Genomic DNA, 24391 nt, shown 5'->3' on the forward strand with positions numbered 1-24391 from the left:
AAATTTCACCCCGATTTAGAAGGTATCAATAAAGAAATCCACAACATGATTAAACATGGTGATGGTTTTATGCTTCACCTTCTCAAAATTCGTATATTGGTTCGTAAATATGGTTTGATCTTTACTGTCTGTAATTAATATATCCTCTATCAATGTATCGTAAATATCATCTGCATACTGTTCATGTGAAGTATCCTTTTTACTGTACAATGCACCAAATCCAATTTGTGACCCTTGTAACAATGGATTTATTTGAACGGTCCCGGATAATACATTATCAACATCTATTTCTATTTTATCCTTATTCACGGTAATGTTAAATACTCTTTTTTTCGTTAAGTTTCTTGGGTATTCTTTGTCATTAATCCGTGACCCATTTTGTGTATCTTGATAGGAATAAACGGTCGCTTTGTTAAAGGCATATTCCTCTTCATTCCATTTTATTTCATTTAACTGAAAACGCTGCTTTTCAACAATTCCTGCTCCTGGTAATTTTTCGCTAATCACAATCTCATTATCTACTAATGCAACTCGCAAATAGCTATTCGTTTTTTCATCGTAATTAATATAGAAGGCTTGCTGACCCACAACATTTCCCTTAAAAGTAAAATGCGCCTGATAGTTTTCGGGTAAGGCTTCCTTAAAGAGAATTCTCCCTTCACTTGATGGTGCTGATGTTAACGTAACTTCATTGTTTTCAAATTCAGCAGCACCGTTCATTACATCCCACTTCTGTGCTAATGAAAGATCCCCTATTTTGAATTCAACATTTTGTTTACTAGCTTGACGGATTTTCATCATGACATGATTGGTTGACCAATAGGGGGAGACTTGCAAGCGATTTAAATTATACAAATCTGCCTCTCGATCATTATAGGCACCTAACTCTAAATTGAAGTGCATACGAAACTTGTCTTTAATTTCCTTATCATTGACATGCTGAACAAGTGGGTCCATATTGTTATACAGTGAGTTGGCATGCATAATTGCATAGGCTTTCGGCACTTCGCCAAACTCCTGTTGATAGATTTCCTCCATCAATGTGTAATCCTTGCGAATGCGTTTTTCCATCTCTAATCGTGTTTCACTTGGAATCATATATTGATTTCGAATAAAGTCCATTAAATAGTGGTTATAGTATTCTATCGTTGTTTTATTTGGTACATTATTTTCATCAATCACACCAAGAGACTGTCCCTTATCATTAAAAATATTAATATAGGTTAGCCTATATCCATTAGATCCTAGCTCCCAATAACCGCTTCGTTCCATTAGCTTTAAATCTTTAGGCTTTAAAAATTTATTGTCTCGCGTATCCATTTTATTAGCATACGTAAACATCGTCGCCTTATAATTTAATTTTTCCATAATATTTTGAGCAAAAATACTGGAGTCTGTTCGTCCATCCTCAAACGATAAATACAATGCTTTTTCTGGCAATGGTTTATCTTTTTGATAAAAATCTAAAATATCCTGTTGCGTAATGGTTTGATAACCTTGCTTTTCTAGCAATGTTAATTGTTCTTCTAAATTCTTTTTGGACACATATTTAGGTGAATCATTTCTACTCACACCGAAATAGGAAAGGGCAATAAAGCCCTCTTTATTGTTTAATGGTACCGTTTCAGCTGTTCGTTTCTCTGTTAAAAATACAGCTTTTATTAAAATAACAGCTAACAAAACTACAATGATTAATTGCACGATTGAACGGATGATTTTTCGACGATTTTTTTTTGCTGGCTGGAGTTCTATATTTCTCTCATTCATTCCTTCTCACCCATTTTTCTAATTTTTAACATCGAAAATCGGGATTTTCGTAATTTTTGCTTTTCCATTTTCTTTTCTTTCGCGAGAATGTCCTGAGGTGTCTCCCTTGTCCCCCATGTAGATTTCCAAAACGTCACCCAAGCAACTGGCATCTGCCAAAGCAAAATAAATTCATAATAGAGAACAAAGATAAAGCCAAATCCCCATAATTTACTTTTTCTAAAGAATAAATGAGCCAAACTCATTAGCATGGCCATTAGTAGTAAGCCAATTAAAAAAGTGGTTGGAAAAATACCATACATCAGTGGTACATAAATTAAGTTATAAACAACGACAATTGGTGCAGCAATCGGCACAATTAAACCAATAATGAAGAAAAGGAACATAAACGGTTCTTTTTTCCACATAAATAAAAATGCTCGTAATGATTCTCTTAGCCAAGAGCGTTTCCATCTCATTTGCTGTGATAAAAAAACTTTTGTGTCAGAGGGTACGATCGTTGAGCAAATGGCATTGTCCTGATAACCTGTTCGATGCGTTTTCAAAATATAGTTAGTCATACTGCGATCATCACCAAATGTCGCTGGCTGACCAAGAAATTTTTGATTGAGCCAGGCCTTTTCATTTTTTAAAATAAGCTCTTTTCGATAACATGCTAATGGCCCAGATAAGCAAGTAACCGTATCAAACCATGATTCAGCCGCTTTCATAATGCGGAAGGCGATATAATAACGGACCGTTTGTAATTTCGTTAGAGCATTCGTAAATTTATTTTCAACCTCAGTTCGGCCAGCTACACCGCCCATTTTAGGATCTTGAAATGGCTGTACTAAATTGCGGATTGCATGTGGCTCTAAAAAGCTATCTGAATCCACAAAAACAACTAAATCATGCTTTGCTTGATGAACACCAGCTACTAACGCTTCCCGTTTCCCTCCATTTTGTGGCAGCTTATAAAACTGTAAGCGATCATTTGTCCTAAAACGCTGGCCCTCTTGATGAATAAGGTCAATCATGTCCTTTGCCTTTTCTTCCGTACGATCTGTTGAACAATCATCCACAACAATGACTTCTAATTTATCTACTGGATAATATTGATTGATACAGCTTGAAATTGTGCGATGAATCCATTCTTCCTCATTAAACACGGGGATAATAATCGATACACCTGGTTCAAACTTCGGATTGATTGGTACATTCTTATAGAAAATACCAAATATATATCTACTTAGTAGAAACGTAGCCGCAATAATACTATATAAATATAAAAATTTATTAAACCTAAAGTAAATCACACTTTCGGCTCGCATTAACATGACAATAAGTGATACAACCAATAAAAATAAACTGGCCATAAAAATAGAAATGCCCCAACGTTTTTTTGTCATATATTCATTCAAAGGCTGTAAAAATTCACAGGCAACGTAATACCGGATTTGTCCATCTATCTCTTTCGTAAAAAAACGTTTAACCTTAGCCTTTAACTTTACTTTAGCTTCATAGCCCTCAGGCATCGCTCCACCTGGTATTGTAAAATTCATTGTTAAAATTTCATCGATGAGTAAATGATGGGGCTGATTCGTGTAAACAAGGATACCTGTTACTGAAATATCCTCCGCATAGTATTTGTCTGAACTCACTTGACGTCGTGCTCGTTTAATTTGCACCTCAAAATGAGTTTCATAGCGCAAGCTTAGTTGTTGGAGCCGATAAATTTCATTCACATCGGCAGGATCAATTTCATCTTTCTGGTAGGATGCGCCACGCCGATTGACAAGGCTCCGTACATTTTCGGGATCAGGAATATTTGATAAAATCCGACGATCAGAGCGTGGTATGGTTAAAACCTCTTTTTTCGTTTTCATCATTCATTCACATCCCTATTTGAATCTTCTTCAATCCACGTCGACATTTTACTAAAGCTGTAACCATCTTGTTGCAGCTTTTCAATGATGAGTGGCAGTGCTTCTACCGTATTAGTTCCATCTAAAATGTGCATGACAATGACCTTTCCTGGCCCGACCCTAGACATCACTCGATCATAAATGTCTTGTGCTGTATACTCTAAATTCCAATCAAAAGAAGCTATATCATACATAGCAATCGTTTTAATGCCCGCAGCAGTGATGATTTTGGCTGTTCGCTCATCCATTATGCCTTGTGCTGGTCTAAAATAGAGTAGAGGTGGCTCTTGTAGCGCATAGGTCAAAGCCCTATGTGCTTTTACTAAATCGTCCTGTAAATCTTCGGGTGTCATTTTCGTAACATCTAGATGGTAATAGGAGTGACTAGCTACCTCATGACCTTCCTCTACAATCATCTTTGCTAATTGTGGATTTTTCTCCACGCCACTACCGATCAAGAAAAAGGTGCTTTTGATTTCATATTTACGTAAAATATCCAACACTTCTTTTACTCTTTTTTCATGTGCCCAGTCATCAAAAGTAATCGCAATCTCCTTTTTAGTCGTCTCTTTCCGATAATATAAATTCGGCTTGACCTGCTCATAATTTAAATTGGGGCTAACAGCATCATAACCAGCTATCTCTTCTACAGACTTTGTTAAATAGCGCTCATCTAATAAATCACTTAAAGTAGTAAAGGTATACTCCCGTTCGTTCGCTAATTGGGCTAATAAAGGAATGGCATCTATAATAGCAGGGTTAATGTATGTGTTGAGATGAATAATAGAGCCCCTATCAATATATTGGCCGATATAGTCGGTCAATTCCTGAGCACTTTGCATTTTTCGATCAAGTGGATTAATAGATAATCCAATAACGGCCTTCATATTTAGTGCCGCTGCTGCTAAGCGCATATTATCGGTAACATCACCTGAGCGACTACGAACAAATTGTGGTGTATAACCTAAATGCTCTTTAAAAATTTGATTGGTTAAAACGATTTCTTCATACGTTTGGTCATAATCTAAAATTGATACATCTGGAAATGTCAATGTACCATTTTGCACCTCATGTCCCCTTTTTAATATTTCTTTAACAAGCTCTGGCTCCTGAGCAACACGCATCCCCTCTAGAAAAAAGGTTGCTTTCATATTCGATTCATCTAATTTTGTCAGTAATAACTCCATCGTTTCATTATCTGCGAAGCCATTAAATGTTAAGGCAACCTTTGGCACAACTATATTGGCATGACTGATTAAGTCACTCATAGTACCATCAGATTTTTTGACGTCTATGGTAGAATCAACTGGGTGAATCGTTTCTTTAGGAGTAGATTGACAGCCTGCTAACAACAGTAGAATGAGCAGACCACATAGTTTAAGTTGTTTCATTTCCCATGAATTCTCCTTATAATTTGTAATAATTTTTATTTTTAAACAGAAAATGGGTATTTCGTGTATCAAAAATTAAAGAAGCCTGTTGGTCAATTAAAGAGTAATCAATATCTGAATGATTCGTTAAAATTAATACTGCGTCTGCCTGTTGGATTATTTCTACTGTTAGTAGGTCCGTCTTGACAAGAGCTTGCTCTACAGAAAAGGTTTCAATAAAAGGATCGATAATCTTTAACTGACACTGATTATCTAGTAGTTGTTGAATAACACGAAGTGCTGGAGATTCACGTGAATCATTTATATTGGGCTTATAAGTAACGCCAATGACAACAATGTTTGCCTTACACAGCTCTTTTCTTTGTAGACGTAAGTAGTTTTCTAATCTGTTCACAACAAAATGAGGCATGGAATCATTGACTTTATCTGCCGCTTCAATTAGCGTTGCCGAGATCCCGTGTTGTTGTCCTGCCCACAATAAGTATTTAGGATCGACTGGAATACAATGCCCTCCTACTCCTGGTCCAGGTGTAAATGGCATAAAACCATATGGCTTTGTAGAAGCTGCATGAATGACTTCCCAAATATCGATATCCATTTTGTAGCAAATCTGACTTAACTCGTTGACAAGGGCAATATTAATTTGACGAAATGTATTTTCCAGCAATTTCTCCATCTCAGCCACTCTTGGGCTTGAAACAGGACAAACATTGGTATGAATGACTGTTTCATAAAAGACCTTTGATACTTCTAAGCATGCTGCGGTTATTCCACCAACCACTTTAGGCGTATTCGATACGGAAAAGTTGATATTTCCTGGATCCACACGTTCTGGTGAATAGGCTAAAAATAAATTTTGACCAATCGCAAAACCATAATCTTCTAAAATAGGCTGGACAATTTCTTCTGTTGTCCCAGGATACGTTGTACTTTCAAGAATAACTAACCCATTCGTCTTGATATATTGTCCGATGGTATGTGTTGCCTCTTTTATATATGAAATATCGGGAGTTCCTTCTGCAGAAGTAGGTGTAGGCACACAAATCATAACGACATCCACTTGTGAAAGCTTAGAAAAATCATTCGTTGGCTCAAATTGATTACTCTTTATCATTTGCTGTATATTTTCTTTAGGTAGATCAGCGATATAACTATGACCATTTTGTAACTGCATGATTTTATCTTGGTTTTTATCAAAGCCTATCACCTGAAACCCACTTCGAACCATTTCCACTGCAAATGGTAACCCTACATAGCCAAGTCCAATAACCCCAATTGTAGCTTTTTTTGTGTGGATTTTTTTTGATAAAGCTTTGCTTAATGATGTCGTTTCAATTGTCATAAAAAATTACTCCTTTATCTAATCTAGTAGTCCATTGTCATCGTTCTTTTCGTTACAGCTTCGTTTGACCATAGTTATTCATGGCAAGCATTCTGCAAAGTAATTTGTCACTTCTCATCATCGTACTGTACAGACTCCTTTCATCGCTACATACTTACGTATGATTTTTCTAGTCAAAATAGATTAAAAAAATAAATTTAACTCAAAAAAACTTCATAAACATTTATATAGTACTAATTATAACTAAACAATTTCTAAACAATTATAAAATATAATCATAAACACCTACATTTTATGTAATTTAATAATATTTGTGCAATAATGTTCATCCTATTTAACAAATAATTTCAGAATTACTTTCTAACTCTAAAATAATTTGATTAAAAACAACACTGATTGATGTTAATAGTTGATAAATCAACTTTTTAATAATTGCAATAAAAATAACCCCCTCAAGTACCATTAATAAGCGATACTTGAGGGGGCTATTAAAAAAGTAAGCGAGTTAGATCACTCACTTACCCTTTGAATTATTGTACTGGTACTACTGCACCTTTCCATTCTTCTAAAATGAAGTCTTGGATTTCTTTAGAAGTTAATACTTCTAATAATTTTTTAATTTCTGGTCTTGTTTCGTCGCCTGCACGTACTGCGATGATATTCACATATGGAGATTCTTTGTCTTCAAGAGAAATAGCATCTTCGATTGGATTTAAACCATTATCGATCGCAAAGTTAGAGTTGATAAGTACTGCATCGCCCTCATCATTTTCATACATTTGTACGAGCATTTCTGGTGCAGTATTCGCATCGAATTTAAAGTTTTTAGGATTTTCTTCAATATCCTTTATTTCTGCTGCCGTTTTATCAATACCTTCTTTTAATTTAATTAAGCCTTTAGCTTCCAGTAATGATAGCATACGACCGTGGTCTGATACTGAGTTAGAAAGTAAGATTGTTGCGCCTTCAGGCAGATCTTCTAAAGTTTTATATTTTTTTGAGTAAATACCGATTGGTTCAATATGAACGCCACCAGCATTCACGAAATCATAGCCATTATCTTTAATTTGTAGCTCCAAGTATGGAATATGTTGGAAATAGTTTGCATCAAGTGTTTTTGAATCTAGATCTTGGTTTGGAAGAACATAATCTGTATAAGTTTCAACTTTAAGATCAATGCCTTCTTTAGCTAAAATTGGTTTTGCTTTATCTAGGATGACTGCGTGTGGTGTATTAGAAGCACCTACTTTTAATGTTACATTGTCTTTACTATCTGTTTGATCAGATGCTGAATTGGCATCTTCTTTTTTATCTGTACCACAAGCTGCTAATGCTAGTACAAGTATAGATAAAAATAATCCTGCTAATAACTTTTTCATTTATGACACTCCCTTTTATTTGTTTCAAATATGTTAGCGGTTAGAACCGGATTAACCTCTTTTAGTCTTACTAACGTTTATCGATCTTCACCGTTATGAGATCACCAATCCATTGAATGATAAATACAACTACTAAGATCAAAATAGTTGCCATTAATGTCACATCTTGGCGATTTCGTTGGAAGCCGTCTAGGAAAGCTAAGTTACCAAGACCACCTGCACCGATAATCCCTGCCATTGCAGTATAACCAACGAGGGCAACAGCCGTTACAGTAATCCCTGAAATTAGTGCTGGTAAAGATTCAGGGATCAGTACTTTCCAAATAATTGTGGATGTTTTTGCCCCCATTGAACGGGCTGCTTCAATGACACCTTTATCTATTTCACGTAACGCAATCAATACCATACGAGCGTAGAACGGGGCTGCACCAATAATTAGAGCAGGTAATGCCGCATTTGCACCCCGAATCGTACCAAGTAAGAATTTCGTAAATGGAATTAATAAAATAATTAACACGATAAATGGGATGGAGCGGAAAATATTAACGATTGAACCCGTTAAAAAGTTAACCATTTTATTAGCCCATAGCTGATTAGGGCTTGTTAAAAATAGAACGATCCCAATGACTAACCCAAGAATAAATGTGACAACTGTAGAAATTGCCGTCATGTACAATGTTTCATACATAGCTTGCCACATATTTTCCCAGTCTACGTTTGGAAAAAGATTAGTTAGCATTTGCGATCACCTCCGTTTGTACTTCGACTGTATTTAAATAACGAAGGGCTTCAGCCACATTTGTTTTCGAGCCATCAATTTGCACAATCAGTGTACCGTATGCACCGTTTTTCGTTTGCGAAATATTACCATGAACAATGCTTACTTCTACATCAAATTGTTTCACAAGATGTGAGATAACCGGCTGCTCGGTCTTTTCACCAACAAAAATCAGTTTGACAAGTTGTCCAGTTGGATAATTTGTTTTGATTTGTGCCACCGTATCCTGTGTTTCCTTTGTATCTGTAATCTGAGATACGAATTTTTTAGTAATAGCCGCTTGTGGTGCTTGGAAAACTTGCAATACCTCACCACGTTCCACTATTTCGCCTGCCTCCATGACCGCTACACGATGACAAATTTTGCGGATGACATGCATTTCATGTGTAATCAAAACGATTGTTAAGCCTAAACGTTCATTGATATCAACGAGTAAATCAAGAATGGCATCCGTCGTTTCAGGATCGAGTGCGGAAGTCGCCTCATCACATAGTAAAACCTCTGGATTATTCGCTAATGCACGGGCAATCCCTACACGCTGCTTTTGTCCACCAGAAAGCTGGGATGGATACGCCTTGTCACGTCCCTCTAGACCAACAAGTGCAATTAATTCCTTTACTCGTGCTTCACGTTGAGCCTTTGAAACACCTGCTATTTCTAGAGGAAATGCAATATTTTCGGCAACTGTTCTAGACCAAAGTAAATTGAAATGTTGGAAAATCATACTTACCTTTTGTCTAGCTGCTCTAAGCTTTTGCCCTTTAATCGATGAAAACTCTTGACTGTTCACCGTTACTGTTCCTGTTGTCGGTTTCTCTAAACCGTTTAATAAACGAATCATGGTACTCTTACCAGCGCCACTATAGCCGATAATGCCAAAAATTTCACCTTTATTGATGGTAAGGTTGACGTCTTTGACTGCCGTTAATTCGCCATTTGCTGTTTTGTATTTCTTCGTAATATTTTGAAGCTGGATCATAGCGAATACTCCTTTTCTCATATAGAAAACCCCTTCACTCACAGACAAGTAGAAGGGGTCACGTATAATAACGTTAAACCGTTCTCTCATCTTTCAAAGAAAAATCTTTGAGTGATTTGGCACCTTTTCACTTTGTGATGGTTGCCGGGCTTCATAGGGCACTTCCCTCCGCCACTCTTTATAAGAGTTCGATATATTTAATGTTTTAGTAATATATTTGATACTTTACCACGCTAGTAAAGTTCAGTCAATTGATTTTTTTAACAATTCGTATAAAAATGGTACGGATTGAAAAGCATAAATCTTATCTGTCACTTTTCCGCCATCACTAACAAGTAAACACGGAACACTTTCAATTTGATGCTCAACAGCAACATGCTCTAAAAAATTTATATTCGCTTTACCTATTGGTAGCTGTGGCAGTAATTGTTCAATAATGGCCATCATTTTAGATGCCACTGCACACGTTCCACACATCGGTGTATATAAATAAAATGCAGCTTTCTGTCCCGACTGTTTAGCCGTTTCCCACTGCTCTTTTGACCATTCTTCCATTTCCTCACGCAACCTTACAAAATATATTCATTATGGATTGAAAAATGTGCACGCAGTAATATCATCGCTAACACTTTTCTTGGTGTCGTCTCTACTTCCTTATAGGTTGGCATTGTACGTAAATGCTCTGCCTCTGGATAATGTCTGTCCATTAATGCACGTAGCTTATCGCCTGAAGTATCTGCATCAAAAAAAGTAAATAGCTCACAGCTCTCATAGGGATCAAGCAGCTCTTCTAATTGATGCACACCAATTGTACCATTCGTACATAGTATTGTAACATTCTCATTTAAAATTGGCTCAATTTGTAGCTTATCTGAGCGTCCTTCTACTATTAAGCATTTTCCCTCGAACATTACGCCACCTCCATTTAGACATACCCACTTATAAGTCATTATATAACAAAAAACGCCGGTAGTTTCCGACGTTTTTCGATTATAGCTTGTCTTATTCAGCGATCATTTCTTCGTATTGCTCTGCTGTCATTAGTTTTTCAACTTCTGATGCATCAGCAGGCTCCACAACGATCATCCATGCTTTTTCATATGGTGATTCATTAACGAATTCTGGGCTATCTTCTAAATCTGCATTTACTTCAACTACAGTACCTGAGATTGGTGCATACAATTCAGAAACAGTTTTAACTGATTCTACGCTACCGAATGGATCATCTGTTTTGATTTCGTCGCCAACTTGTGGAAGCTCAACGAAAACGATATCTCCTAATTCAGATTGTGCGAAGTGAGTAATACCAATACGTACTTTTCCATCTTCTGTTTTTACCCATTCATGTTCTTCAGAATAACGTAAGTCTTTAGGTGTGCTCATGCAAAAAACCCCTCCATAAATATGTAATATATTCACTTTCAGTGTGCCATACTTCTCCTATAAAAACAAGATTCAATTACGTGCCAGCTTAATTGCAGTCCACAATTTTTTCAAGTTACTTGAAATACATCTCTGTTAAAAATTTGTGACATCTGCCAGTGACTTTATCTCGGTTAGAAGAGTCGTTCGATCCTGTTTAAATACGGCTATTTCCAAGTTTGCTCAAAATCTGATTCTTTAAACCCTAGCGTTACTTTTTGGCCATCCGTTACGATTGGACGTTTGATTAACATCCCATCAGAAGCAAGTAGCTCCAGCTGCTCATCTTCAGTCATTTCCGCTAGCCTGTCCTTTAAACCAAGCTCACGATATTTCATACCCGATGTATTAAAAAATTTCTTCAAAGGCAGTCCACTGGCTTGCCAAATGGCTTTTATTTCATCCTTTGTTGGCGATTGCTCTACAATGTGTACCTCTTCATAGGAAACCTCATGATCATTTAACCACTTTTGTGCTTTTTTACATGTCGTACATTTCGGATAATGGATAAATTGAATCGTCATTAAAATGCTCCTCTACTGTCTTTTTCTGTAGTATACCATCATAATTGTTTCGAATGGTGGAACTTCTCTCATTTTCGTAAGCCTATCCATCCGTTTTGCTGTTCTATTCATCACTTTCTCCATTTTATCCGTCAATCTAGCTGTTCTATCCGTCAGTTTCACGCTTCTATCCATCTCTCATAAAAAAACCTAGCTATCCTCTTACAGATAGCTAAGTGAAAGTGTATGCTATTAAACAATATATTTTTCAGCTTCGATTAGTTTAACAGAAGCTTCACGTTTCTTCGCAATTAAGTTATAAGGATTATTGCGTGTTAATTTACGAAGTGCAGATAATGTCATACGTGCTGCATCGCCATCTGCTGAAGCAAGAATTGTGTCTTTTGCTTCTTTTTCGATTTCTGTGAATGCTTCTTGGCAGAAGATTTGCGTGTATAGCAATTTCTGCTGTGCTTTTTCAGCGCCATCACGAGCAATTGCCTTTTCTGTACGTAAGACAGCTGACTCCATTGCAAATAATTGGTTAGCGATATTAGCAATATTCACTAATACCTCTTGCTCCTGATCAAGCTTCGCACCAAAGCGTTGTGCTGCTAAGCCTGCAGCTAATACAGCAATCTTCTTAGCATTTTTCACTAAATATTTTTCTTGTGCTAGTGGCTCTGTACCGATGTCTTCTGGCATTAACATTAGCAGCTCTTGCTGTAAATTTTGAGCAACTTGTAATAAAGGAAGCTCGCCTTTTAGCGCCTTTTTCATAAATGTGCCAGGGACAATCATGCGGTTAATTTCATTTGTACCTTCAAAAATTCGATTAATACGAGAATCACGGTAAATACGCTCTACCTCATATTCAGCCATAAAGCCATAACCGCCATGTAATTGTACGGCTTCATCTGCAATATAATCTAATGTTTCCGACCCAAATACTTTCGCAATAGAGCATTCAATTGCATACTCAGCAATAGCACCTGCAATTACTTTTCCTTGCTTTTGCTCTTCAAGGCTTAACTGGCTTAAACGATCCTCAAATAGACCAACAGTACGATAGTTTAATGATTCGGACGCGTACAATTGAGAAGCCATTGTTGACAATTTCTCTTTTGTTAGATTGAAATCAGAAAGCTTTGTTTTAAATTGCTGACGTTGGTTTGTATACTGGATAGCTAACTCCAATGCACGTTTAGAGCCACCAATTGTGCCCACACCAAGCTTATAACGACCAATATTTAAAATGTTGAAGGCAATGACATGCCCACGACCAATTTCACCTAATAGATTTTCTACAGGTACTTCCGCATCTTCTAATACTAATGTACGAGTTGACGATGATTTAATCCCCATTTTCTTCTCTTCCGGGCCTACTGAAACGCCATTGTAGGCACGTTCTACGATAAAGGCAGAGAATTTATCACCATCAATTTTTGCATAAACAACAAATACGTCAGCAAAACCTGCATTTGTAATCCATTGCTTCTCACCATTTAAAATATAATGTGTGCCTGCCTCATTTAATTTCGCAGTCGTTTTTGCCCCTAGAGCATCTGAACCTGAGCCTGGCTCTGTTAATGCGTATGCTGCGATTAATTCACCTGAAGCAAGCTTAGGTAAATATTTTTTCTTTTGATCTTCATTACCAAATAGAACGATTGGTAGTGAACCAATCCCAACATGTGCACCATGTGTGATGGAAAAACCACCTGCAACAGACATTTTCTCAGCAATTAAAGCTGAAGAAACTTTGTCTAGTCCAAGCCCTTCATATTCTTCTGGCACATCTGCTCCAAGCAAACCTAATTCGCCTGCACTTTTTAGGAGACGCACTGAATGCTCAAATTCATGGTGCTCTAAATTTTCAACTACTGGTAAAACTTCATTTGCTACATATTCCTCTGTTGTTTTAGCAATCATCTTATGCTCGTCAGTGAAATCTTCTGGTGTAAATACACGATTTAATTCCACATCTTCAATTAGAAATCCGCCGCCTTTAATGAAATCAGTTGTTTTTTCAGTCATGATAAATTCCTCCCAATATATCTATTTTGATTGTTTAATCCCCAAATGAACATGTATAGAAAAGCTTGATGTGAACATGTTCGGAGGCAACCGTAAACCGTACACCTCAAGCTGATCTAGAAAATTTTATAAAATTTCAAATACACCAGCAGCACCCATGCCGCCGCCAATACACATTGTCACCACGCCATATTTCTTCCCTTGACGCTTCAATTCATGAATAAGCTTTAACGTTAAAATAGCTCCTGTAGCACCTAGAGGGTGACCTAATGCAATTGCTCCACCATTGACATTGACTTTTTCTTGGTCGATGCCTAAATGACGTACTACCTGTAATGATTGAGAAGCAAATGCTTCATTGATTTCCCATAAATCAATGTCATCTATGGATAAACCTGCAATTTCTAACGCTTTAGGTACTGCCACAATCGGACCAATTCCCATTACTTCAGGAGGCACACCACCAACTGCAAAGCCTAGGAATTTTGCCATTGGTGTCAGTCCTTGCTGTTCGGCCTCCTCACGATCCATCACTAGTACAGTTGCTGCACCATCAGAAGTTTGAGAGGCATTACCAGCCGTTACACTGCCCTTTACATGGAAAGCTGGACGCAATTTTGCTAAGCCTTCAACTGATGTACCTGGTCGTACACCTTCATCCATACTAAATGTAAATTTTTTTACTTGTGGTTTATTGTGATCGTCTACGTAATGCTGTTCCACTTCGATTGGTACAATTTCATCATTGAATTTGCCTTCTTTAATCGCCTTTTCAGCAAGAACATGCGAGCGAACTGCAAAAGCATCTTGATCTTCACGACTAACATTGTACTGGCGAGCCACTTCCTCAGCCGTATGTCCCATACCCATATAATATTGCGGAGCCGTTTCAGCTAATGTCGGATTTAAGCGTGGTGTATTCCCCACCATCGGCACCATACTCATAGACTCGACACCGCCAGCTAGAATCACCTTTGAATGACCTAGCATAATTCGCTCTGCTGCATACGCAATTGCCTGTAAACCTGATGAACAAAATCTATTAATCGTTAGCGCAGGAGTTGTATCTGGTAATCCTGCTAGTGCCCCAATACTACGTGCTACATTCATCCCTTGCTCTGCTTCAGGCATCGCACAGCCTAAAATTAAATCATCAATCGGTCCTTCATAGCCCGCTCTTTTCAATGTTTCTTTGACTACAACAGCACCAAAATCATCTGGTCTTACTGTTGCTAAAGAACCTTTTTTTGCTTTTCCAATTGGAGTTCGTGCTCCTGCTACAATAACGGCTTCACGCATCGTATTAATCCCCCTTTGTTTCATGTGCAAGATTGATCTATTTTGTCAATTAGTTACGAAGTGGTTTACCTTTTAACAGCATGTGTTGCATTCTTTGCTGAGAAAGTGGATCAGCAACAAGGCTAAGGAAAGCCTCACGCTCTAAGTTCAATAGATACTGTTCGTCAACTAATGTACCGTACGGAACCTTACCACCCGCAATGACATAAGCTAATTTTTTAGCAATTTTTAAATCATGTTCGCTAATAAAGCCTGACTCAAACATGCCTTGCGCACCGATGAGTAATGTTCCGTAGCCTGATGCACCGACCACTGGCACTTTTGTTGGAACAGGTGGTTGATAGCCCGCTTCGTAAAGCGCTAATGCAGCTTGCTTCGCATCATATAGTTGATGGTCTGGGTTAACAGAAATACCATCTGCAAAGTTTAAGAAGTTATTTTCACGTGCTTCCTCACCAGAAGTTGAAACCTTCGCCATTGCAATTGTTTCAAATACTTTATTAGCAATATGTTGATAGTCTACATCTACGCCGTTCGGTAAGCCCTTTAGGAATTTTTGATAAAGCGCTTTATTACCACCACCGCCTGGAATTAAACCAACGCCAACTTCCACTAAGCCCATATACGTTTCCATCGTTGCTTGAATATGTGCAGCTGGTAAGCAAACCTCTGCTCCTCCACCCAATGTCATGGCAAAAGGTGCTGCCACAACAGGCTTACGTGAATATTTGATTTTTTGCATAGCATCTTGGAATGCCTTAATCACGAAATCTAGCTCAAAAATATTATCATCCTGTGCTTCTACTAAAATCATCCCTAGATTTGCACCTACACAGAAGTTTTTCCCTTGATTGCCGATTACTAAGCCCTTATAGTTAGCCTCTACTTCATCAACCGCAAAGTTAATCATTTGGATAATATCTAAACCGATTGCGTTCGATTGTGAATGGAACTCAAGCAGTGCAACTCCATCACCTAAATCTATTAAACTAGCACCTGTGTTTGATTTAATAACACCATGCTTTTTCTTATAGCGTTTTAAGTTAATCTCTTTTTCATTGACTGGAACTTTCACATATTGCGAACCATCATAGTAAGCTACATCGCCATCTAATTCAGAATAAAATGTCTCAAAGCCATTCGCTAACATCTCTTTGACAAATGCAGGGACTTCTCGACCTTCAGCCTCCATTTTTGCTACAGATTCTTGTACACCAATAGCATCCCAAATTTCAAATGGTCCTTGTTGCCAGCCGAAGCCCCATTTCATAGCATTATCAATGGCTACAACATCATCTGCAATTTCACCGTGTAGCTGTGCTGAGTAAATTAATGTTGGAGCAAAGATCCCCCACAATAACTCACCTGTACGATCCTTTGCATAGGTTAATGCCTTCACTTTATTAGCTAACCCACGTGTTTGTTTCGCCATTTCAATAGAAGCTGTTTTTAACTTTTTCGCTGGACTATACGATAATGTTGTTGGATCAATCTCAAGTATCTCTTTTCCTTGTTTTAAGAAGAAACCTTGACCCGATTTTGCACCTAACCAGCCGTTTTCAACCATTTTTTGTAAAAACTCAGGTACTGCAAATACTTGCTGTTCCTCACCTATTGTTTGGTCGTAAACATTTTTTGCTACATGAATAAATGTATCTAAACCAACAACGTCTAGTGTACGGAAAGTTGCAGATTTTGGACGACCAATAAGTGGACCTGTTACAGAGTCTACTTCACCAACTGAATAACCACCTTTTAACATTTCCTGTAATGTGATCAGTAAACCATATGTTCCAATGCGGTTTGCAATAAAGTTTGGTGTGTCCTTCGCCAGTACAACACCTTTACCAAGCACATCTTCCCCAAATGTTTTCATGAAACTAACTACTTCAGGAGCAGTTGTATTAGCAGGAATCACCTCTAGTAATTTTAAATAGCGAGGTGGGTTGAAAAAGTGTGTGCCAAGGAAATGCTTTTTAAAATCATCTGAACGTCCCTCTGCCATAGCATCAATACTAATACCAGATGTGTTTGAACTAATGATTGTTCCCGGTGTACGAACAGCATCAATTTTTTCATAGAGACTTTGTTTAATTGGTAAATTTTCCACAACAACTTCGATAATCCAATCTACATCTTTTAGTTTCCCTAGATCATCTTCAAAGTTGCCAACCGTTAGTAGTGATAAATTTTTCTTAGAAGTAAGTGGTGCTGGCTTTTGCTTTAATAACTTTTGCAAAGCTCCGTTTACAATACGATTTCTTACAGCTGGATGCGCTAAAGAAAGACCCTTTGCTTCTTCCTCTTGCGTCAGTTCCTTCGGTGCGATATCCAATAGTAATGTTGGTATACCGATGTTTGCTAAATGTGCTGCAATTCCAGAGCCCATCACCCCAGAACCTAGAACAGCTGCTTTTTTAATGTTGTAAGTCACAAGCAATTCCCCCTTATTCTCCCATTGAATGAATAGCCATTCATTTTTTGGCCAAAAAAATATCAAGTGTACCTTAGTGGATTTTTGTCTTGTTGTTGGATGAGATTCACTCCATTCAACCAAGCACTACTAAGGTTTATCTCCGTTCTCATTACAACTCTTAATGAATGAAGATAAAACTACTTTTCTGTTTTTAGTGTAGATTATTTTGTCTAATTTAGCAATCTTTTTTCAAGAATTATTTTTGCAATATACATCTTTTTTTGTTCTTTACGAGCTAAAAGCAGACAATATGTAGCGCTCAAAACAGCCAAACAGAAAACTTTCAGGTTGAGAGAAAAATGTGTAGAATGAAAAGCAAGGAGAGTGAATACTGATGAAAACAATTACTACTGCAGAACAATTTAATGAACTAATCGCTGGTGACCAAAAAGTGCTAGTGAAATTTTACGCTGGCTGGTGCCCAGATTGCACACGCATGAATATGTTCATCGATCCAATCATTGAAGAGTACAACCAATATGATTGGTATGAGCTAAATCGTGATGAGCTTCCAGAAATCGCTGACAAATATGATGTTATGGGAATCCCAAGCTTATTGATTTTCCAAAACGGTGAAAAACTTGCACACTTACACAGTGCCAATGCCAAAACACCTCAGCAAGTAACAGAATTTTTAGCTGCACAATAATAATGAATAAAGAGCTGCATTTCTTCTTGAAATGCAGCTCTTTTTGGAAGGGAAACATGATGCACCAACAATTGGCTTTATATGGAACATCACAATATGATGCATCCATTGCACCAAGCTATCGAAATTCTGCCTGTGGGCCCACTACGATTTACGTCATTTTAAACTATTTGAACAGTTCAGCTCCTTCTATTAATAAGCTTTATCGACAGCTTGGTGGCACAAAAATTGGTTTGTTTAAATGGCGACTGATTCACAACCTCCGCGAACTGCAACCCACCTGGGATATTCGAACTTGTTCACTAAAAGAAGCTTTACAAGAAATTGACGCAGGTCGCCCTGTTGCTATGCGTTTTGACCGCTATTTTAGCCTACAGTGGCAGAATAAAAAATCAACATTTGCCTACCATTGGGTACCGCTTATTGGCTATACCATAAAAAATGATACGTTATCGTTAATATTTCATGATAATGGTGGGCCACAACGTGACAGTCAAATTCGGCAGGCTCTCTACAAAGACAATGACAAAGTATTATCGTTCGTTAAAATAACACCTCAGTAGGGCAAATAATGAAACGTCCTTATTTGCTCTCTCCACTCATTTCTCATAAAAAAACAGAGCATATTGCTATACTCTGTGATGATCCATTAAATAAGGGAATATAATGAGCGTGCATGCTTTGCAATTAGCGTGTAGCCACTCTCTTCTATCTCTTTAAAAATTTGCGGTTCATAGTTTGGTAACATAAGGCTTGTAAAATCGGCATCAATTGGAACATTCGTTTGAATTGTTGCAAGCTCATGGGATAATTTCAGCATGTCCAAATTCTCTTGAATTTTTGTCCGTTGCCCTGGCTTTAATTCACCGAGCGACGCTAAAATTTTGTCAATCGAGCCATATGTTTGGATTAACGTTAGTGCTTGCTTAGGACCAATCCCCTTCACACCTGGATAGCCATCACTTGTATCACCCATAAAGGCTTTAACCTGTGCAAACTGTGTTGGTTCAATACTATATTCTTCTTTAAAGCGAGCATGTGTATAAATATCGTATTCTGTGTAGCCTTTTTTCATAAAAGCAATTTCTGTAGATGGTCTTAAAAGCTGAAGCAAGTCTTTATCACCACTAATGACAGTAATATCTGCCTGTTCCTGCCATTTGGTAATCATCGAGCCAATTAAATCATCAGCCTCCATGCCCTTCACTCCGAAATTTTGCCAGCCAATTTGCTGTGATAAATTTTTCGCCATATCAAATTGAGGGAGCATTTCCTCTGGTGGTGCTGGGCGATTCGCTTTATAGCCATCATATAAATCATTGCGGAATGTATGTGCCCCCATATCCCAGCAAACAGCCATATGCGTTGGCTTCATGATCGATTGTGCCGTTAACACATGTCGCACAAATCCTTGGGCTCCATTAGTCGGTGTTCCATCTGCCAGACGAATAAAATGCCCCATTGCAGCGGAAGCGAAAAATGACCGGAATAACAGTGCCATCCCGTCAATAATCAATAGTTTTGGTTTTGTTGTCATGCTATATTTCCTCTCTATTACAATACAAAGTTTGTATCTATTATTGTTTTCTACTTAAACATTATAGCAAACTTTCAATAATCAGCATTGTTAATACACGGAAATACGCTTACTTTACAACATAACCTTCCCTTTTTTCGAGATGCGATTGCGGTGATCCAGTTGAATCCCTGTTAACCATTGTAAAAAAGCTGTCACTCCAATCTTAACAGTTTCTGGACGCAGCACTCCTTCCTTCGGGTCGGCGTAAACAAAATCAATATGACGAACCCCTTCATTTTCACCAATTAGTTTAAGAATATCAAACAATTCATAGGCCGTTAAACCACCTGGTGTTGCTGCCGGAACATCGCGCGCAAACATAATATCAAGAGCATCTAAATCAACGGAAACATAAATGCGATCTACCTCATACATAAGCTGACGTAGCATTTCGCGGATTGTGAGCTGAATACCATCACGTCGCATTTGCTTTAACGTAATCATATGAATCCCTTGCTCTCTTGCATAATGAATCATTTCAGGAGAATTAAAAAAGCCATGCAGACCGACATTATACACATGTTTCCCCTCCACAACCCCTGCTGCCATTAACTGATGGATTGGCGAATCTTGCGCTAAACCAACCTCCTCTTGATTTCTTGCATCTAGATGCGTATCAATTTGAATAATGCCAATCCGATCTTGTGGAAAAGCATTCTTTATGCCTTTTAGTGAGCATGCTGTAATGGCATGATCGCCTCCAATCAAACAAGTAAAGCTTTTTTGAAAGGCGATACTTAAATTTTCCGCCGCCGCCTCGATGGCCGATTCTGAAAGCATTCTATCTTGTTCATGAATCGCCACATCTCCTATATCAACGACTGATAGTGCACGTAAATTTATCTGCTCATCTAAATTATACGATTGAAAGCTTGGCCAAGCTTTCCGAAATGCTGTTGGGTATTGCGCTTTTGTTGAGGCTCCACTGGCATACGATAAAAGAGCACCATATACGACAATATCCACATCATTCGGGTTCGGATTTAGCTGCTGCTTTATCCATTGATGCATCGCTGATCCATTTTCTTGCTTCCATTGGCATTCTGGTTGTATAAACATATTCATCTACCACCTTTATATCTTTTCTATTCAAGTTAAATTGACCTATACGAACTTATGCTCTCCATAAAAAGTCTTAACATATATCCTCTATAGTAATAGTACCATTCGTACATTCAACTTCGTCACTGTTTTTCTTTTTTCCTCTTTTCTTTTAAATTTTCTCCTTATACAACAAAAGAGCAAACTAGAAATCAGTTTGCTCTGCACATTTTATAGAAATAAATATTTGTTTTTCGTCCCGAGTTGGTGTCTTTCACGAGAGTTACCACTATTTTAGAACGCCTTGTTCTTCTTTATAAGCGGCTTTCTCACCTCGAGAGCTATATTGGACCACTTTCATGAGCAAGCCACCGTGGTAAAAAAGATGTGAACCCCCAACCCTGTTTCCAAAAATTCTCTACTTTTAATAAAAGCACTCGAATCCTCTACTTCTGCTGTTTAGAACGGCTTTCACAAAGTTCTGCTACTTCATACATGGAGTAACTTTGAAAATCGTATTGACTGCGCAAGGTCTGAAAATAACTTAATAGCTCTTCTAGCATAGCTAAATTTTTATCAAGATGTTTGCCAAAATTATGAGGATGCCACCATAAATGATAAAATGCTTGTGCCTGAGCAGCCTCGAGCATGCCTTCCTTTATGCGATTTACTTTTAAACCCTCGAATACACGTAACGGACTACAATAAGGTCTTAAAAAGGCACTTGATCGAATATTAATTAGTTGGTCCTCTTGCATATCCTCCAGTGTAGCCATATGATGACCAGTTAGATTCCAATAGCTATCTAGCCACTTTTTGGCACCCAAAAGTCTCCCCTTTTTCGTAAACTTTTGGGCATCATACAGAACATGATTTTCGGTACCTCTGTAGCAAACATAGCCCGCTTCTAAACATGCTGCTAAATAATCTTTGTTTACTTGATTACGGGGAAAGACTATGGATTTCATCGGAGCAACATACCCCTCACTAATCGTTTTTGTCGCATGTAAGTCTGCGCAAAAGGCTGCTTCTGTTTGACCGTTCTCTAAGCAATAGAAATGAGAAAAGGTATGACTTCCTATTTCCTGATGTGGTGTACGTTTAATCTCCTCAATTAATGATTTCCCAAAATGCAAGAGATCCTCTTGTTCATTTTCGCCTACTTTTGCTAGCTGGCTATGCGCCGCAAAGCGCATGTTATCATATTTCACAGGGATACCTCGTAAATAATGAGCCATTTCTGCCTTTGATTCTGCAAACAATAATCCGACTGTAGCCCAAGTCGCATGTATGTCATATTGCTCAAATAACGCTAGTATCCTGGGCAAGGCTTTCCGTACACCATAAAGGTTCTTATTATATTGTCCATATCGAAATACATCATGGACACCCCAATTCAGCTCAAAATCTAATGAAATAACGAGACCCCCACCATTCATGTAACTACTTCCTCCATTTTTGCACACCTAGTAACAGTGCACGTATTTTGGATTGAGTAATATAGCCTGAGTAAACATGGACAAGCTTGCCTCCAAAGCTTAATTTAAAGGCTCGTACATTTCGATTGTCCGTTAACTCACCCATATCATATAAAACAAACCCTTGTGCTTTTAGATGCAGTAGGTTATGCCAGATTAAAAAACGATTAGCATAACGGATTGGGCGTTTTAAATGAGCAGGCATAGCTGATGCATGATAAGTTGCCACATAATAGGACATCGCTTTTTTCTCATGTACAATATCTAATCGATAGCACAATGTTTGTCCACAAATACTTTGGATCTCAGATAATAATAATGCCCCCTGTTCGTTGAGGAGCATAATAGTTTCCATTTGCGACTTGCCAATCGCTTCAAGCTTTTTTCTTTTTGCAAAATGATTATAAAATTGCTGAAAGGCTCGTAAGTTCTCCAGGGATGGCTCTTTATACAAAATGACTTGATAAGATTCCTTTTGGGCACGTCGTAAAATTTTGCGATTCCCTTCAGAAAGCGCTAAATACAATGATAGCTCATGCTCTTGCAAATGAATGTGAATCGTTTCACTTTTTACAAGCTTTCGACTAGGTACCAATGAATGTGTATACCCTACGACTTTCATTGATTTTCGAAAATTCGCTGGTTTTTCTAAAAAATAAAAATGCTGCATTGCGATATTCCATCGCTTACTTTTAATGGACAGAATGAACATCGCCCCCACTCTCTGTATATTTTTCTACACGCTGTCGCTCAAAACGAGCGATTTTATAATGTTTCATTCGAGAAATAGGTTTATAGCCTAGCTGTACTAAACGTTTACGTTTCCGCCATTGCCAAAAGCTTGCTGTTACCCACAATGTTTGTGCTGGTTTTATTTTTCGGAAATACGCTGTAATAATATCGATTTGTTTGAAAACATCATAGGCTAAAAAATAGGTTTCCTTCGGTAAGGCTTCTACAATTTTCATTGAATCTACACGCCAATTGGAGGCATGTAACGCAAAGGCTGGCTTATTCGTTTCCGCAAAGGAGTCTTTATAGATCTTATAGCCCTTATAATAAAGAGCAATGACTTCTTCCTGATCAAGCTGCATCGCTTCCTGAATGGACATTTCTTCAAATAAATTACCTACAGGCTGCTGTGGCGATACGTCCTCTAATGGGGATAATTCATACAGCTCCACTTGTTTCAAACGAATACATTTTTCTACGAATTGTTGTCCATATTCTAGCCAATCTTTTATCTTTCCATACTTTACTAAATAACGTAAATAGCCCAGTGTATTACGCTTCCAGTCCACAATTCGTTGATTGCCCTTTACGTGTTCTTTAAGCCGTTCCTTTAGCGTCAAAAAACCTGCCAATAGATTTGTACGTTTCGTACCACTGCTAGCAAGCATATGCCTCGTAAAATCAATGCTAGAACGCCAATCAAATTTATAAGGCTCATAGCCAATGCTCATATCAAATAAGTTATAGTTTGCTGCAAACGTTCGCTGAATGGTTTCCTGATTGACTATACGACCAGCACCAAATAAATTGAAGGTTGGCTCATGTGCCAGAGCATAAGTTACATAACGACCACGACAGCCAAGACCATAGGTGAAAGCAATCCACTGGTTTTCAAAAACAAGTGCATCGACCTCCACCTGTAATGCCTCTCCTTTTAGCATTGTAAGACGCTCAAAAAAATCTCTTTTCTTGCCCTTTGTAAAATCACTTGTATCTAGCTTCTTTGCCCAGCGTCTATCAAACAACCGAAACATTTGCCAAAGCTCGTCCTGTGATGGCTCACGCCTTGTTAAGGAGCCTAAATTTCGGAGCTTTCGTTCGCGCCGATCAACACCATGCATTTTTCGCCGTTGCTGGAAATGATGCTGAAAATCTACTTCTGAAAAGGCGAGATAGGGTGTCACAACACGGAAAATACTTGTACGTAATTGTCGCTCTACAAAGTATTGCTCCACGACTTTTGTAGACATTTTACTTTCTAATAAGCCATGCAGTGAAAAAACAATATGCCGATGCTTCTTAATCAGTTCATCAAATACGAAGGTCGTTGCTTGTGGTAACCATTGATGTTTGGCAACAACCCCTGTATAGTTAGCAATATTTTCACCTGCAAAGGCATACACTCTTATCCCCCATCGAACAGATACCTTAAAGGGGAAAAACGCAATGATTGTCCCGTCATGTTCAATGGCGTAAAGCTCAACTCGTTCTTTACGCCCTACAATTTGCCACCAATTATAAAACCAAGCAAATTCTATAAACGGGTTATCATTGTCCTCTGCTTCTAAAATGGCATCCCAAATTTCCTTGTACCACATAAGCTCATCATCTGTTCTAATGCGAATTAATTGCAAT

Annotated in this window: 21 protein-coding genes and 1 riboswitch; of the genes, 2 read left to right on the forward strand and 19 right to left on the reverse strand. The window is 37.9% G+C overall.

Annotation, left to right across the window (positions count from 1 at the left end; genetic code table 11):
* Positions 1 to 15: 15 nt before the first annotated feature.
* The 14 genes from NST76_RS17385 to NST76_RS17450 all read right to left on the reverse strand — a co-directional run bounded on the left by NST76_RS17385 (position 16) and on the right by NST76_RS17450 (position 17235).
* Positions 16 to 1767 carry a polysaccharide deacetylase family protein gene (locus NST76_RS17385; RefSeq protein ID WP_342544205.1) on the reverse strand — a complete coding sequence of 584 codons (1752 nt, stop codon included), beginning with the start codon at positions 1765 to 1767 and terminating at the stop codon, positions 16 to 18.
* The gene (locus tag NST76_RS17390; RefSeq protein ID WP_330493981.1) at positions 1764 to 3635 is read right to left on the reverse strand and encodes a glycosyltransferase; all 1872 of its coding nucleotides are present in this window, start codon (positions 3633 to 3635) and stop codon (positions 1764 to 1766) included. Before NST76_RS17390 ends, NST76_RS17385 begins: the two co-directional genes overlap by 4 nt.
* Entirely contained in the window at positions 3632 to 5062 is a 1431-nt protein-coding gene (locus NST76_RS17395; protein ID WP_231745102.1) for a polysaccharide deacetylase family protein, read from the reverse strand. The genes NST76_RS17390 and NST76_RS17395 overlap by 4 nt, the downstream gene beginning before the upstream one ends.
* Positions 5063 to 5078: 16 nt before the next feature.
* Positions 5079 to 6404 (reverse strand): nucleotide sugar dehydrogenase, encoded by a 1326-nt coding sequence (locus NST76_RS17400; RefSeq protein ID WP_342544209.1) that lies wholly within the window; start codon positions 6402 to 6404, stop codon positions 5079 to 5081.
* Positions 6405 to 6934: 530 nt separating this feature from the next.
* Positions 6935 to 7783 (reverse strand): MetQ/NlpA family ABC transporter substrate-binding protein, encoded by an 849-nt coding sequence (locus NST76_RS17405; RefSeq protein WP_342544211.1) that lies wholly within the window; start codon positions 7781 to 7783, stop codon positions 6935 to 6937.
* A gap of 70 nt (positions 7784 to 7853) precedes the next feature.
* On the reverse strand, positions 7854 to 8522 hold the full coding sequence (locus NST76_RS17410) for a methionine ABC transporter permease (RefSeq protein WP_036119643.1): 669 nt from the start codon (positions 8520 to 8522) through the stop codon (positions 7854 to 7856).
* Positions 8512 to 9540 (reverse strand): methionine ABC transporter ATP-binding protein, encoded by a 1029-nt coding sequence (locus tag NST76_RS17415; RefSeq protein ID WP_342545301.1) that lies wholly within the window; start codon positions 9538 to 9540, stop codon positions 8512 to 8514. Before NST76_RS17415 ends, NST76_RS17410 begins: the two co-directional genes overlap by 11 nt.
* Before the next feature lie 83 nt (positions 9541 to 9623).
* Positions 9624 to 9727, reverse strand: a riboswitch (SAM riboswitch).
* Between the two features lie 56 nt (positions 9728 to 9783).
* On the reverse strand, positions 9784 to 10095 hold the full coding sequence (locus tag NST76_RS17420) for a thioredoxin family protein (RefSeq protein WP_036119641.1): 312 nt from the start codon (positions 10093 to 10095) through the stop codon (positions 9784 to 9786).
* Positions 10096 to 10109: 14 nt separating this feature from the next.
* The gene (locus NST76_RS17425) at positions 10110 to 10451 is read right to left on the reverse strand and encodes a TOPRIM domain-containing protein (RefSeq protein WP_036119638.1); all 342 of its coding nucleotides are present in this window, start codon (positions 10449 to 10451) and stop codon (positions 10110 to 10112) included.
* Positions 10452 to 10542: 91 nt separating this feature from the next.
* The gene (gcvH, locus tag NST76_RS17430) at positions 10543 to 10923 is read right to left on the reverse strand and encodes a glycine cleavage system protein GcvH (RefSeq protein ID WP_036119635.1); all 381 of its coding nucleotides are present in this window, start codon (positions 10921 to 10923) and stop codon (positions 10543 to 10545) included.
* Between the two features lie 206 nt (positions 10924 to 11129).
* Complete coding sequence (locus tag NST76_RS17435) at positions 11130 to 11486, reverse strand: arsenate reductase family protein (protein ID WP_342544213.1); 357 nt, start codon at positions 11484 to 11486, stop codon at positions 11130 to 11132.
* 231 nt (positions 11487 to 11717) lie between these two features.
* The gene (locus NST76_RS17440) at positions 11718 to 13502 is read right to left on the reverse strand and encodes an acyl-CoA dehydrogenase family protein (RefSeq protein ID WP_036119631.1); all 1785 of its coding nucleotides are present in this window, start codon (positions 13500 to 13502) and stop codon (positions 11718 to 11720) included.
* A gap of 126 nt (positions 13503 to 13628) precedes the next feature.
* Entirely contained in the window at positions 13629 to 14801 is a 1173-nt protein-coding gene (locus NST76_RS17445; RefSeq protein WP_058844823.1) for an acetyl-CoA C-acetyltransferase, read from the reverse strand.
* Between the two features lie 49 nt (positions 14802 to 14850).
* Positions 14851 to 17235 carry a 3-hydroxyacyl-CoA dehydrogenase/enoyl-CoA hydratase family protein gene (locus NST76_RS17450; RefSeq protein ID WP_271910814.1) on the reverse strand — a complete coding sequence of 795 codons (2385 nt, stop codon included), beginning with the start codon at positions 17233 to 17235 and terminating at the stop codon, positions 14851 to 14853.
* Positions 17236 to 17611: 376 nt separating this feature from the next.
* Between NST76_RS17450 and NST76_RS17455 the strand changes: the two genes are divergently transcribed.
* Positions 17612 to 17926, forward strand: a complete 315-nt coding sequence (locus NST76_RS17455) for a thioredoxin family protein (RefSeq protein WP_036119622.1) — start codon at positions 17612 to 17614, stop codon at positions 17924 to 17926.
* Between the two features lie 59 nt (positions 17927 to 17985).
* Positions 17986 to 18489, forward strand: coding sequence for a C39 family peptidase (locus NST76_RS17460; protein WP_271913619.1), 504 nt, complete (start codon positions 17986 to 17988; stop codon positions 18487 to 18489).
* 86 nt (positions 18490 to 18575) lie between these two features.
* Here NST76_RS17460 and NST76_RS17465 read toward each other — a convergent pair whose 3' ends face one another.
* The 5 genes from NST76_RS17465 to NST76_RS17485 form a co-directional block, all read right to left on the reverse strand.
* Positions 18576 to 19463, reverse strand: a complete 888-nt coding sequence (locus NST76_RS17465; protein WP_330493984.1) for a 5'-3' exonuclease — start codon at positions 19461 to 19463, stop codon at positions 18576 to 18578.
* 114 nt (positions 19464 to 19577) lie between these two features.
* Entirely contained in the window at positions 19578 to 20570 is a 993-nt protein-coding gene (locus NST76_RS17470) for an agmatinase family protein (protein WP_334312329.1), read from the reverse strand.
* A 422-nt stretch (positions 20571 to 20992) separates the two neighbouring features.
* On the reverse strand, positions 20993 to 21985 hold the full coding sequence (locus NST76_RS17475) for a polysaccharide deacetylase family protein (protein WP_036119612.1): 993 nt from the start codon (positions 21983 to 21985) through the stop codon (positions 20993 to 20995).
* A 4-nt stretch (positions 21986 to 21989) separates the two neighbouring features.
* Entirely contained in the window at positions 21990 to 22736 is a 747-nt protein-coding gene (locus tag NST76_RS17480; protein ID WP_342544215.1) for a hypothetical protein, read from the reverse strand.
* A complete protein-coding gene (locus NST76_RS17485) occupies positions 22717 to 24390 on the reverse strand; it encodes a GNAT family N-acetyltransferase (RefSeq protein ID WP_340811996.1) in 1674 nt (557 codons plus the stop codon). The genes NST76_RS17480 and NST76_RS17485 overlap by 20 nt, the downstream gene beginning before the upstream one ends.
* Position 24391 lies beyond the last annotated feature (1 nt).

Origin of the sequence: Lysinibacillus sp. FSL W7-1291, assembly GCF_038593415.1 — a bacterium.
GTDB classification, from domain to species: Bacteria; Bacillota; Bacilli; order Bacillales_A; family Planococcaceae; genus Lysinibacillus; species Lysinibacillus fusiformis_D.